The 13,046-nt window shown below is 67.1% G+C and carries 12 protein-coding genes; 5 read left to right on the forward strand and 7 right to left on the reverse strand.

The genetic code is table 11. The features are described from left to right. Positions 1 to 105: 105 nt before the first annotated feature. From AC5JLE_RS01820 to AC5JLE_RS01830, 3 genes are all read right to left on the reverse strand, one after another. On the reverse strand, positions 106 to 1,407 hold the full coding sequence (locus AC5JLE_RS01820; protein ID WP_496064961.1) for an aminotransferase class V-fold PLP-dependent enzyme: 1,302 nt from the start codon (positions 1,405 to 1,407) through the stop codon (positions 106 to 108). Further along, on the reverse strand, positions 1,407 to 3,809 hold the full coding sequence (locus AC5JLE_RS01825) for a TonB-dependent receptor plug domain-containing protein (protein ID WP_496064962.1): 2,403 nt from the start codon (positions 3,807 to 3,809) through the stop codon (positions 1,407 to 1,409). The genes AC5JLE_RS01820 and AC5JLE_RS01825 overlap by 1 nt, the downstream gene beginning before the upstream one ends. 217 nt (positions 3,810 to 4,026) lie before the next feature. Further along, positions 4,027 to 4,428 (reverse strand): hypothetical protein, encoded by a 402-nt coding sequence (locus tag AC5JLE_RS01830; RefSeq protein ID WP_014648738.1) that lies wholly within the window; start codon positions 4,426 to 4,428, stop codon positions 4,027 to 4,029. Positions 4,429 to 4,614: 186 nt separating this feature from the next. Here AC5JLE_RS01830 and AC5JLE_RS01835 point away from each other — a divergent pair, with 186 nt between their 5' ends. The 3 genes from AC5JLE_RS01835 to AC5JLE_RS01845 are packed head-to-tail and all read left to right on the forward strand — an operon-like array spanning position 4,615 to position 7,261. Then, on the forward strand, positions 4,615 to 5,442 hold the full coding sequence (locus AC5JLE_RS01835; RefSeq protein WP_069117691.1) for an AraC family transcriptional regulator: 828 nt from the start codon (positions 4,615 to 4,617) through the stop codon (positions 5,440 to 5,442). Between the two features lie 13 nt (positions 5,443 to 5,455). After that, positions 5,456 to 6,535: an alpha/beta hydrolase family protein gene (locus tag AC5JLE_RS01840; RefSeq protein WP_180835003.1), complete on the forward strand. Its 1,080-nt coding sequence runs from the start codon at positions 5,456 to 5,458 to the stop codon at positions 6,533 to 6,535. Between the two features lie 54 nt (positions 6,536 to 6,589). Then, on the forward strand, positions 6,590 to 7,261 hold the full coding sequence (locus AC5JLE_RS01845; RefSeq protein ID WP_014648741.1) for a VOC family protein: 672 nt from the start codon (positions 6,590 to 6,592) through the stop codon (positions 7,259 to 7,261). Between the two features lies 1 nt (position 7,262). On the opposite strand, the gene AC5JLE_RS01850 is transcribed toward AC5JLE_RS01845, so the two are convergent. The 3 genes from AC5JLE_RS01850 to AC5JLE_RS01860 all read right to left on the reverse strand — a co-directional run bounded on the left by AC5JLE_RS01850 (position 7,263) and on the right by AC5JLE_RS01860 (position 11,090). Then, complete coding sequence (locus AC5JLE_RS01850; protein WP_496064974.1) at positions 7,263 to 8,663, reverse strand: TPM domain-containing protein; 1,401 nt, start codon at positions 8,661 to 8,663, stop codon at positions 7,263 to 7,265. 2 nt (positions 8,664 to 8,665) lie between these two features. Beyond that, positions 8,666 to 10,504, reverse strand: a complete 1,839-nt coding sequence (locus AC5JLE_RS01855) for a M3 family metallopeptidase (RefSeq protein ID WP_496064963.1) — start codon at positions 10,502 to 10,504, stop codon at positions 8,666 to 8,668. 73 nt (positions 10,505 to 10,577) lie between these two features. After that, positions 10,578 to 11,090 carry a hypothetical protein gene (locus tag AC5JLE_RS01860; protein ID WP_032958753.1) on the reverse strand — a complete coding sequence of 171 codons (513 nt, stop codon included), beginning with the start codon at positions 11,088 to 11,090 and terminating at the stop codon, positions 10,578 to 10,580. 82 nt (positions 11,091 to 11,172) lie between these two features. Here AC5JLE_RS01860 and AC5JLE_RS01865 point away from each other — a divergent pair, with 82 nt between their 5' ends. Beyond that, positions 11,173 to 11,799 (forward strand): YiiX/YebB-like N1pC/P60 family cysteine hydrolase, encoded by a 627-nt coding sequence (locus AC5JLE_RS01865; RefSeq protein WP_496064964.1) that lies wholly within the window; start codon positions 11,173 to 11,175, stop codon positions 11,797 to 11,799. A gap of 54 nt (positions 11,800 to 11,853) precedes the next feature. Here the strand turns inward: AC5JLE_RS01865 and AC5JLE_RS01870 are convergent, their stop codons facing one another. After that, a complete protein-coding gene (locus AC5JLE_RS01870; RefSeq protein WP_239515685.1) occupies positions 11,854 to 12,018 on the reverse strand; it encodes a hypothetical protein in 165 nt (54 codons plus the stop codon). 322 nt (positions 12,019 to 12,340) lie between these two features. Here AC5JLE_RS01870 and AC5JLE_RS01875 point away from each other — a divergent pair, with 322 nt between their 5' ends. After that, on the forward strand, positions 12,341 to 13,030 hold the full coding sequence (locus tag AC5JLE_RS01875) for an EcsC family protein (RefSeq protein ID WP_262216877.1): 690 nt from the start codon (positions 12,341 to 12,343) through the stop codon (positions 13,028 to 13,030). Positions 13,031 to 13,046: the final 16 nt, after the last annotated feature.

Here is a 13,046-nt window from a genome sequence, read left to right on the forward strand (position 1 = left end):
AACAGTTGGCATCCAGCCGACCGGTAGTGCCGGCCGCTGGCCGGCGGAAGATTCCTCGGTACGGTTGGAATGTGCCAACCAAGGTTGGCACCCACCAAAGCAGGGTCAGGCCAAGGCGGAGAGGGCCTTCACCAGCGCATCCATCTGCTGCGGCCGGGTGAACACCGACGGCGTCACCCGCACGCAGGCGCCGGAGTCCAAGCCGTCGCGATGGGTGGTGAACACGCGATGCTCATCCAACAGGCGCCTCTGCAGCGCGATGTTGTCAGCCACGCTGGTGCGCCCGCGCAGGCGGAAGCTGGCCAATGCACTCGCCAACGCCGGATCCGGCGAAGACAGCACTTCGATGTGCGCCATCTGCCGCGCCGGCAGCGTCCAGCGCTCGCGCAGGTAACGCAGGCGCGCCTGCTTGTTGTCCGCACCGATGCGCTGGTGCAGGGCAATCGCCTCCGGAAGTGCCAGGTAAGCGGCGAAGTTGACCGTGCCGGTATGTACGCGGCTGCCCACGCGGCCGTCGTCGGTCTCGCCCATGTACGGGTCGAGGTCCGCAACGCGGCCCCTGCGCACGTACATCGCGCCGACACCGACCGGTGCGCCGATCCACTTGTGCAGGTTGATGCCGACGAAATCGGCCTTGAGCTGCGGCACCGCGTAGTCGATCTGGCCGAACCCGTGCGCCGCATCGACGATCACGTCGATACCGCCTGCGCGTGCACGCTCGGCGATCTCGGCCACCGGCAGCACCAGCCCATGGCGATGGCTGACCTGGGTCAGCAGCACCAGCTTCAGGCGTGGCAGCCGCGCGAACGCGGCCTCGTAGGCCTGCAGGATCTGCGCATGGTCGGGCACCACCGGCAGCGCGATGCGCTCGACCTGCACGCAACGGCGCTGCTGCAGCCAACGCATCGCACCGATCATGCTGTCGTAGTCGATGTCGGCGTACAGCACCTGGTCGCCGGGCCGCAGGCGGTTGTAGCCACCGATCAGCGCCAGCATCGCTTCGGTGGCGCCACGGGTCAGTGCGATCTCGTCGGCGCCCACGCCCAGCAGTTCGGCCACCTGCCGCTGCACCGCCATGTACTGCGCCGGGAACTCATGACGGCCGTACCAGGCGTTACCACGGTTCACCTCGGCGGTGTGGCGCTGGTAGCTGGCCAGCGTCTCACGGCCCATCGCGCCCCAGTAGCCGTTCTCCAGGTGGTTCACTTCATCGGTGATGTCGAAGTGGCTGGCCACGGCGGCCCAGTAGCCTTCATCGCGGGCCAGCGCGTCCGGCGCTACGGTCGTTGCGGGAATCTGCATGGGCGCAGCGTAACCCGCGGCCGCCATGGCGGGCAGTGAAGACAGCGCAGCTGCAGCCGGCAGCAGTGCACCGGCACGCAACAGGACGCGGCGGTTGCGGTCCATCAGAAGCTCAGCCGGTACTGTGCGTACAGGTTGGCACCGTCGGTGTCGTACGGCGCGTTGCGCGAGTAGACCAGGCCGCGACTGGCCTGGAAGGTGGCTTCGTCCGGATAGCGGTCGAACACGTTGTCGGCACCCACGCGCAGGCTGTGATGTTCGTTGATGCGATAGCCGACGGCCAGGTCGAGGAAGCTCATCGCACCGAAACGCTGGTAGATATCGCCCACCGCATTGCCGCTGGAATCGGTCCAGGCACCGTAGTAGCGCATGCGCGCCATCAGCGACCAGGCACCGATGTCCCAGCTGCCGGTCAGGCTGCCCTTGTGCTCGGGCAGGCGGTCTTCAAACAGCACGCGCTGGGTCTCATTGGTGGCCACCGAGGTGCTGCCGTTGTCCACGCGGGTGCGGTTGTAGTTGTAGGCCAGGGTCAGCGTCATGCGGCCCGCGCCGAGGTCGCGCAGGTAGTTGCCGACCACGTCCACGCCGGTGGTGGTGGTGTCGAAGTCGTTGGTGAAGTAGTTCACTGAGGTATAGCCCAGCGGATTGGGCGTACCGGCCGGAATGGCGAAACTGGCCGACTGGCTGAAGCGGTCGGTGAGCTTGATCTGGTAGACATCCACCGAGCCGGACAGGCCCAGGTCGGTGCGCCAGGTCAGGCCCAGCGATGCGGTACGCGATTCTTCCGGCTTCAACGGCCTGGCACCGAGCAGCTGCGCCAGCGGATCGTTCGGCGACAGGCGGCCGCTGGTGAAGATCTGCAGCGTGCGCGTATCCAACCCCTGGGTGGTGCTGGTGGTGTTGAGCTGCGCCGGCGTCGGCGCGCGGAAGCCGGTGGACACGGTGCCGCGCAGGGCGACGTCCGGGGTGATCGCGAAGCGCGCCGACAGTTTGCCGTCCAGTGTGCTGCCGAAGCTGGAGAAGTCCTCATAGCGGCTGGCTGCACCGATGCTCCAGCGCTCGCCCAGCGGCACTTCCATGTCCACGTAGGCGGCCTTGCTGCGCTGGCTCCACTGCCCGGCCTGGCTGGCCGAGAAGCCCGGCGCGCCATTGGAGTTGGCCTCCAGGCCCGCGGCCGCGCCCGGACCCACCGCGTACGAGGCCGGATCACCGGCGCGCACCTGGTAGGTTTCCTGGCGGAACTCGCCACCGAAGGCGACGCTGATCGGCTTGGACAGCGCAGCCACGTCCCATTCGTAGTTGAAGTCGGCGTTGGCGTTCTTCTCGGTCTGGGTGAGGCGGCCGAGATCGAAGTCGGTCGGGCTGGCCGGACCGAGCGAGGCATTGATCGAGTTCTTCAGGCGATAGTCGATGGCGTTGCGGCCATACGAGGCGCTGACATCCCAGCGCAGCTTCGGCGTGATCTCGCCGCGCAGGCCACCGACCAGCTGCAGGTCGTTCTGCACGTTGCCGTACTGCGGGCTGAAGCCGACCGGATACAGCGAGCGCAGGTTCCAGCCCGGGAAGATGGCGGTGGTGCGGTACGCGCCGGCGGTGGTGTCCGGGTTGCGCCAGTTGAAATCGCTGACGCCATCGCTGTGGCTGTACAGGGCAAAGGCATAGAGCTCCAGCGTATCGCTGGCGTTGGCCTTTACGTTGAAGCCGACGCGGCGGCTTTCCAGTTCCGGCTGGCCCCAGCGCTGCACCGGGTTGGGCACCTCCAGCTCCGGATGCGCGGCCTGGAAGGCGATGGCATCGGGACGCTGGCGGGTGCGCGAGGTGGCGTCGGAGGTGGACGATTCGACGAACAGCACCAGGCTGCCATAGTCGCCCAGCGACCAGCCGGTGCGCGCACTGAAATCGCGCGAAGCACCGTCGCCCTGCGCGTACTGCGAGTAGCCGGCGGTGATCTCGCTACCCGGCCCATCTTCCAGGATGATGTTGATGACGCCGGCGATGGCGTCCGAGCCGTACTGCGCCGACGCGCCATCACGCAGCACCTCGATGCGCTTGATCGCGCTGGTTGGAATCTGTGCCAGATCAGCGGCCTGTGCACCACGGTTGCCGAGCAGCGCGCTGCGGTGGAAGCGGCGACCGTTGACCAGCACCAGGGTCTGGTCCGGCGACAGGCCACGCAGCGTGGCCGGACGCACGAACACCTGGCCGTCCGCCATCGGCAGGCGCTGCACCACGAACGACGGCACCAGCTGGGCCAGCACGTCCTTCAGGTCGGTGGATTCGACGGACGTGATGTCTTCCTTGGTGAACACGTCCACCGGCGCCAGCGTTTCGAACTGGGTGCGGTTGGACGCGCGGGTACCGGTGACCAGCATCGCGTCGAGCTGGGTGGGCGCGGCGCGGCTGCCGCCGGCGGCATCGACCGCATCGGCCTCCGCTGCGATCGCGCCTCCTGCGCTGGCCATGGAAAGGGCAAGGAGGATGGAACGCGAAAGCTTCGAACGATGCACGGCAGGGCTCCGGGAGGACGCGACAGGGCCAGCACCTGTGCGCACACAACAGGCCTGGACAAGGCGCGCAGTCTCGGCGCGATGTGTGAAGGAGGCATGACGTCAGTACGACAGCTTGATGCGCCAACCAAGGTTGGCCCCTGCCAGGGCTCATCCGTAGATCCACGCCATGCATGGGTGGCAATGCAGACCCACGGCCCATCTCCGCACACAGCGGCTAGCCGTTGGCGTCGTCGCCAAAGCCGAAACGGGCCGGCCGTGCCGTTCGCAGCGGAACGAACATCATGGCAGCGAACACCACCAAGGCGGGGGTGGACATGATCCAGATGCCCCTGTTGCGAATCCCGATCCCCATGAAGTCGACCTGCAGATCGCCGATCCATTGCAGCTGCGTCAGTATCATCACCAGCCCGCCGATAGTCGCGCACGGCAACCCACCGTGACCGGCCCCCAACAACGTCGGTGTCAGAAACCCGCCCAGCAACGCGAAGCCGACACGGTACACCCAGGGGTTGCCGCGCCACCGTGGCGCGCCGAACAACATCAGCAGCATCAGCGCCAGGGTCAACAGACTGGGAAGTACCCAGAGGGCAAGCAGCATTTCGATCATCTCGATCATCGGCCGGGCTCCGCTGGCCTGGCATCCCACGTCGTCGATCGCATCTCCCTGCCCCCCATCACGTCCATGAAGCACGCATTGTTGCCGGTACGCAGGCAGACGCAAAGCCCCGGCAGCGCAAGAACTGCTAAACGCCGCGCCTGCCGATCCGCTACTGTGCCGGCATTGGATGCGGGGAACGGCAGGATGAGCGCGGCAGGCAAGGCGTTGTGGTACATCGAAACCCATGCGGACCAGCCATTGGCGCTGGCCGACATCGCCGCTGCGGCCGGCCTGTCGCCGTTTCATCTGTCACGCCTGTTCCAGGCCCGCACCGGCACCTCGGTGGTGCGCTACCTGCGCGGGCGCCGCCTGACCGCTGCCGCGCAGCGGTTGGCCAACGGCGCGGGCGACATCCTGCAGGTGGCGCTGGGGGCCGGCTACACCACCCATGCTGCCTTCACCCGTGCCTTCAGCGAACAGTTCGGGCAGACACCGGAACGGGTACGCGAACAGGGCACCGATGGGCTGACGCTGGTGCAGGCGATCCGCCTGGACGAGGCCCCGTCAGCCTGCATTGAAGCCCCGCGGCTGCTCGATACGCCCGCGTTCCAGCTGGCAGGCGTCGGCATGCGGCACACCCGCGACAGCAGCGGCGCGATTCCGGGCCAATGGGCCCAGCTCAACCGCGAGTGGCCGACGCCGGCACCGGTCAGCTTCGGCGTGTGCTGCAACAGTGATGACGATGGTGGCTTCGACTACATTGCGGCACTACCGGCAAGCACGGTGCCGAGCGTGCCTGCGCACTGGCGACGCGTGGACATCCCGGCGCGCCGCTACCTGGTGGCTTGGCACGGCGGACACATCTCGGCCATCCGCTCGACCTGGTTCTGGTTGCTGGATCATTATCTCCCTGCGTCCAACCTGAGCCTTGCCGATGCGCCGGACCTGGAGCGCTACGACGCCCGGTTCGACGAGCACAGCGGCAACGGCGGCGTGGAGATCTGGCTGCCGGTGGAAGAACGTCCCCACTGACAAGGAGTTGAAGATGCGCATGACCGCTGCTGTGCTGGGAGGAATGCTGCTGGCGTTCGCGAGCGTCGGCGCCGCCCGCGAAAGCGGCGTCGCCGGCGAGCGCCACGGCACGACGACGCTGGCCAGCGCCGCCGTGCGCGACGCAGGGCACCGCGACGCGCTGCGCTACACGGTCTGGTATCCGGCACAGGCCGGCAGCCGCGAAAACGCGCTGACCATCGGTCCACCCGACGCGCCGCTGTTCGACGCCGGCCGGTCGGCCAAGGATGCGCCGGTCGCGGGTGATCGCCTGCCGACCCTGCTGCTCTCGCATGGCAACGGCGGCAGCGCGCGCATGATGGGTTGGCTGGGCACGGCGCTGGCGCGGGCCGGATATCTGGTGATTGCGGTGGATCATCCAGGCAACAACGGCGTTGACACCATGACCCTGCCCGGCAGCCTTCTGACCTGGTTGCGCGCCGATGACCTGCGTGCCGCACTGGCGGCCGTGCAAGCTGATCCGGTGCTGGGCCCGCATGTCGATCCTGAGCGCCTGGGGGTCGCCGGCTTCTCGGCCGGTGGCTACACCGCGCTGCTGGCAGCCGGTGCGCGACCGGACCTGCAGCGATTGCGGGACTTCTGCACCGCACATCCGGATGACGGCGTCTGCCGGCCCCAACAGGAGGCGGCAACGCACACGATGGAGGCGCGCGTTGCCGCTGCGGCGTCGCCCGAGCTGTCGCCATGGATGTCCCACGCCAACGACGCACGCGCCATTCCCGGCGTGCGCGCGGTGTTCCTGCTGGCGCCGGCAATCGTGCAGGCCTTTGCGCCCGAGCAGCTCTCCTCGCTGAAACAGCCGGTGTCGATCGTGCTGGGCCAGGCGGACACGGTCGCGCCACCACAGACCAATGGCGAGGCTGCGCGTGCGGTGATTGCGGGCGCTGCACTGCAGGTGCTGCCCGGTGTCGGCCATTACGATTTCCTCGCCGCATGCACCCCGGCCGGACAACAGCGGCTGCAGGACCTGTGCAGCACATCGGTGCCGAAGGCGCAGACCCACGCGCAGGCAGCGGACGCGGCAATACGGTTCTTCAACCATTCGCTGCGCTAGTGGCCGCCGGGCATCGCCCGGCGCTACAGTGGGCGCGTCCACGGAGAATCGATCATGCGCCTGCTGCACCTCACTCTGCCGGTATCCGACGTCGCTTCCGTGGCCACATATTTCCACGATGTGCTGCAGCAGCGCGTGGTCGGCAACCATGTGCACGTCGGCTGGAGCACCCTCGAACTTCAGCCTGCGGCGGGACGTCCGGTGGGTGGCGTGCATCTGGCCTTCAACGTGCCGGACAACCGCTTCAGCGAGGCAATGACGTGGTTGCGTGAGCGCACGCCGCTGCAGCGCAATCCGGCGGGGCTGGACTACTTCGCGCTGGAGAGCAGCTGGCAGTCGCAGTCGGTGTACTTCACCGGCCCGGACGGCCTGATCCTTGAACTGATCGGCCGCCGCCGCCTGCCGGCCAGCGCTCGCGAAGGCGTGTTCCATGGCAGCGAGCTGACCTGCCTGAGCGAAGTCGGCCTGCCCAGCCGCGATGTCGAGGCCGTACGCGAACTGTCCAACCAACGTTTCGGCCTGCAGCCGATCAGCCCGGCTTCGCCGCAATTCGCACCGATGGGCGACGACGAGGGCCTGCTGATCGTGGTCGCGGCCGATCGACGGTGGTTTCCCGAGCAGAAGGACCTGCCCAATGCACAGGGGCTGTTGCTGCAGGTCGGCGACGTGGCTGGCCCCGGTGTCGTGGAGGACGTTGTGCTCGGCTGGCGGGTACAGGCAGCCTGAACTACCAGCTGCCCGACGCACCACCTCCGCCGCTGCGGCCGCCGCCTCCGGACCAGCTGCTGGAGCTGCTCGCAGACGAACTTGATGACGGGGAGCTGGACGCACTGCGGTGGCCGACGGATGATCTGCGGCTGCCGCGTGCCTTCTCACCGGGCAGCATGGTGAAAATCCAGGCGAAGTACAGCACGACCGTGCCGGCACTCCACCCGATCGTCGCGGCAAGGCGTGCCACCGGGTCGGCGCGATCAATGGCCAGCAGTGCGAAGAGCACGTAGCCAGCGGTCAGCAGCAAGAGCACTGCGAACCTCACCCCGAAGCTGCTGCGGTCCTTGTGCCAGCGCGCGCGGCACGCCTGCACGAGGAAGAACAGCAGCATGGCTACGATGCCTGCCGCCAGGTCCAGCAACGTGTGCAGGGCCAGACTGGGCGGCAACTGGCCACGCAGCACCATCACCACCAAGAACCCCGAACTGACCCCGAGCATGCCGAGCAGCACCACGCGCACACCTCGGCTGCGGCGCCAGCACCAGCCAAGCAGGCTCGCCACCGGTACGCACAACGCCAATACGATGCAGACCGCTGCCAATGCCTGGCGTGGCGCCCACATAGCCGCCGACAGCAGACCCGCGGCTACCACAGCCGTCACCAGCATCGGGCGGGCCCAGGCCGGCAATCGCTTCGGGCGCGCCTGCGGCGTGGTGACCTCGCGTGGCGCTCCACGCTGGCGCTCGCGGTGCCTGCGTGCGAGGTCGTCCGGCATCCTGGCCGCGGGCGCCGAGGGCGGTGAGCGCCACAGACCCGCAAGGAAGCCGGCCAGCAGCGTCAGTGCAACCACGGAATCCGCGCTGCGCCAATCGGCCGGCAGCACGTTGCGTATCGATGGCGCTTCCCAGGCCGGCAGGTCCTCGCCATCGATCAGCGCGACCACGACCTTCGTTCCATCCAGCAGGCCCTGGTCAAGGTCGCCATCGCGGAAACGCGGCACGATCGCCTTGTCGATGATGCGGGCGGCATAGGCATCTGGAATCGCGCCCTCCAGACCGTAACCGGTCTGGATGCGTACACGGCGGTCCTGCACGGCCACGAGCAGCAGCACGCCATCGTCAACGCCTTCCCGGCCCAGCTGCCACTGGTCGAACACCCGCTGTGCGTAGGCCTCGATGCCCTCGTCGCCAGCATGGTCGACCACCAGCACCTGCAGCTGCGCGCCGGTGCGCGCCTGCAACTTGAGGGCCTGCGTGCGCAGTATGTCGCGGGTATCCGCCGAAAGTGCGTTGGCGGCGTCCACCACCGGGTCATCCAGCGCAGGGACCGCAGCACCGGCCATCACCACCATCGGCAACAGGCACAACAGCATCAACAGCCATGCCGTGACCCGGGTGCACGTCATCCTGCGCAGCATCTTCACGTGCCCTGCCCTGCCTCGATCCGCGCATGCAGCGCCTGCAGCTGCGCGACCGCCTGGTTGAACACCTGCAGATCAGCATCAACCAGCGCCGGCCAATCGGGCGCGTGCCCCAGCAACTGCGCCACCTGCTCGGTCGGCGCACGATCAAAGCCTTCACCCAGCACCGCGAGATAGCGTTCACGGAACCCTGCCGGGTCGCGTTGATCCTGCACGAACAGCTGCACGGCCAGCAGCCCTGCATAGAGGTAGTTCACCAGATAGTTGGGGTCGTCATACATCAGGCGCTTGCCGATCCAGCCGTTGCACAGCTGCGGATAGCGCTCCGGGTCCTGACCGAAGCGCGCCAGCACCCGGCCGGTCAACGCGTCCAGGTCATCGGCGGTACCCAGCGTGTTGTCCGCCACGCCCTCGTAGATCGACTGCTCCAGCTGCGCCTCTTCGGAAGACGTGAACAGCTGCAGCACCATATCGTCCAGCAGTGACTTCAGGTAATACGCCTTGGCCCGCGGGTCCTCTGCCTGCTGGTACAGCTGGTCGCGGAAGCGCAGTTCGTTGTAGATGGCAAAGGCCTCGGTCAGCCACTGGCTGCCATTGCGCTGCAGCGGCGAGGCATGGCCGCGCTGCATCCACTCACCGTGCATGGCATGACCGGCTTCATGGGCGATCTCGACATCGCTTTCCAGATCACCACGGCGCACGCCAACGAACAGCATTGCCGGCACGCCGGGAGCGCTTACCGAGAACGCGTCCTGGCTGCGGTCACCACGTTCGGTGGCCAGATCCATGCGCCGGTTGGCCGGATCGAGCAGCGCACGCAGCTCACTGACGTATGCCGGCCCCAGGTGCTGCATGGCATCGGCGGCATTGTCGCGCAGCTGCGCCAGCGTCAGTACCGGCGGCATATAGCCGGCATCGGGCAACGTGGTATCCCAGAGCTGCGGCGCATCGATGCCTGAGCGCGCGGCGTGGCGCAGCAGCATGTCCTGGTAGGCGCGACGGTCCCCTGCATGGCGTCCGATCGCCTGCAGCGTAGCATCCACCGCCGATGCATCCAGGCCCATGCGCTGGTAGCCCCGCGCCGGTGCAGAACCATCGCCCTGCAGGCGCGCGGCGGCATCGTTCACCTGCACCAGGCCCAGCAGCACCGAGGCCATCGGCTCGCGGCGCGAGTGCAGGCCCTGCCAGTAACCCTTCCAGCCCGCTTCCCGCAACGCGCGGTCCTGCTGCTGGGCCAGTGCCTGCTTGTCGTGCCCGGTGTCCCAGTGCCGACCATCACGCTCGATCTGCGGGTACTCGGCACTGCGCAGGATCTGCCCACGCAGCCGTGCGAAACTGTCCAGCGCCGGATCGGCCAGGGCCTCCACGGCCTCATCCAGTGCGGTACTGGCCGGTGCTGCAGCGTCCTTCAGCGCACGCGCGCGCAGGAAGGCATACGGTGCGGCCCACGCCGCGTCTGCGGGCGCTTCGCGCAGCGCCGCGCGGCCGGTGTGGGCGATGCGGCTGCACAGCCCCATCACCTGGTCCAGCGCCTGCGTCGGGCGATGGTCACGGGCATTGCGTGCGGCCTGCAGATGCAGATAGCTGTGATGGCGCAGGCACTGCGCCTGCAGTGCCTCGGCCTGATGGAAGCGTTGCGCAGGTGCAAGCGCGGAAGCCTGCTGCAGGGCCTCGACACGCTTGCCCAGCTCGCCGCGCGCGGCCTGTTCGGCTGCCGCACTGGCGAAGTAGGCGCTATCGTCGGCCGGCAGCGACTGCGCCTGGACGCCGGTGAAGGGTGCCATTGCCAGCATGACAGTCATGGTGGCGGTGATGGTGCACATCCTGCGAGCCCGCATCGGCGTCTCCCTGCCTGGATCAGGCTCCGAGCCTAGCAGCCCCCGCCCGGCCGCGCCTGTGCCGGGACAGGCATCAGATCGACTCATCCTCGCGCTTGACCAGCGTCCAGCAGGGCGACTGCGCGAAGGTGTAGGTCTGCTGGTCGCTGCTGTCCGGCGTGCGGATCTGTACCTGCCGTTGCCCATCGGCCAGCGTGCTGACCTGCATCTCGCGGCCCTGCCCGGCCAACGCGGCGGGATCAGGCATCACCGGCCACTCGACATCGGCCAGCGCCAGGCGGCTTTCCACCTTGCGCGGTTCCGGCTCGGCCTCGGCATCGATGTAGCTGTCCAGCAGCGGATCGGCGGTGGCCTTTTCCTGCAGCGCGATCTCGTTGCCGAAGTGCTTCAGGAACGCATCGAACTGCGAGTAGGGGCATTCACCGCTGGCAGGCACCGGTGCGGGCTGGACCGCTGCCGCCGTGGACGACGGCGCGGGATGTGCAGGCGCCACTTCCGTGGGCGTCACCTGGGGCTCGGGCGTGCAGGCAACCAGGGCCACGCCACAGGCAAGCATCAGCACGGCAGCGGAACGGTTTCGACGCATGGGCTCATCCTGAATCCGGTTGGGTCGTCCCATGCTACCGCGCGCCCTACAATTCCGGCATTCCGCCTGACCGAGACTCTCCATGCATCGCCTCCTGCTCCTGATCGGCCTGCTGCTGCCCGCCCTGTGGCCGGCCGTGGCGTTGGCCGTCAATGTCCATGAAGGCGACCTGCTGTTCGTCACTGCCGGCCGCAGCGGCCTGAGCGCGGCCATCGACGATGCCACCGGCACGCAGGGCGCACCCAGCTTCGATCACGTCGCCCTGGTCGCCTCGGCGCCGAAGGCCTGGGAGGTGCTGCACGCCGACGAGAAGGGATCACGCCGGCAATCACTGACCGAGTTCCAGCAGGACGCCCAAGCCAAGCAGCGGCAGATCGTGGTCTATCGCCTGCGCGCGCCGCAGCAGGCGGCCATCAAGGATGCAGTCGCCACCGCGCGCACGATGCTGGGCAAGCCGTACAACACGTCGTATGTGTTGAACGAGGACAGCTACTACTGTTCCGACTTCATCGAGCGTGCGTTCCGTGCGCACCATGTGTTCGCGCTGCAGCCGATGAACTTCCGCAATCCGCAGACCGGGCAGATCGCCCAGCACTGGGTCGATCTGTACCGCGGCATGGGCATGGAGGTGCCGCAGGATCAGCCCGGCACCAATCCCAATGACATGTCGGCCGCCCCGGTGCTGCAACGCATCGGCGTGCTGGAATAAGCGAAGCCCCGCGCGCGGCGGGGCTTCGGGGGTTGCCCAGGGTGGGTACCGACGTCACTCTTCCTCTTCCTGCCCACCTTGCTGCTGATTGCGCTGGTTGCGCTGCTGCTGTTCCTGCTGTTGTTGCTGCTGCTGGTCGCGGCCACGGCCCTGCTGCTGATCCTGCTGGTTCTGCTGGCCCTGCTGCTTCTGGTTCGGGTTCTGGTTCTGCTGTGCCATGTCCGATCTCCAAAGCCACGCGCGGAATGCGGTGGACGGGGCCATCGTCTGCAGCGAAGAGTTAATCGCGCGTTGGCGGACGGCTACACCTGTGTGTACGCGCGTGAATGAACGCGCGAAAGCCCTTGCGGCACAAGCCGCTGAAGGATTCATGCGGGTTCGGCATGTCCTTATGTCGTAATGACAGGAGCACGTATTCAGTGCTGTAGGGCGCACCGGAATGCGCGAGCGTTCGCTCAAGAATGGCTACCCGAAGCCGATAGGCTGCGGACGGGCTGCTATGGACGGCCCATCTTTCCAAGCATCAACAAGGAACGTCTAAATGAACGCCGTGGTTGCAGAAGCAAGTGACTCTCGCCTCCTCAAAGCGGTCGAGAGCATCGCGATCAGTCCCGCAGACGCGAAGGCCCTCGTCGCCCAGTACAGGCGCCAGATTCTCTCCCGGGATCCAACACGCGGCCAGCGCGAGGTTGCAGGGTTGGTGGCCGACAAGATCATCAGCCGTTATTGCCGGATGTCAGCCACCACGGGGGGAGCGACTGCTCTGACCGGGGTCATCCCGGGAATTGGTACGGCCCTGGCAATGGTTGGCGGTGGTCTCGCCGATGCAAGCATCAGCATGAAACTGCAGGTCGACATGACCATGTGCTTGGCTGAGGCCTATGGATGGGACGTGAATGGCGAAGACGCCAGGCACCTGGCTTTTCTCATCGCCGCAGGAGGTTCTCTGGAGAAGCTCGGCGTCGAAGCGTCGACTCGGATCGCCTCAAATGCTGGCGTAAAGATGGTCCGTCAGTACTTGAAGGGCGCCGTGTTGCAAGCTCTCAAGGAACTCTTCAAGAAGATCGGCATCACCTTTACCCGCAAGGCGCTGGAAAAAGCCATTCCGTTCGGCATCGGAGTCGTCATCGGCTCAGGGGCCAACTATGCGTTGACCAAGTATGTTGGCAATACTGCGCGAAGCTGGTTCGAAGCGGATGCCGCACTGGGCAACAAGCCCAATGAAATCTGAGCAGCGCGCGTTCTGG

The sequence above is a fragment of the Stenotrophomonas sp. genome, assembly GCF_059505245.1.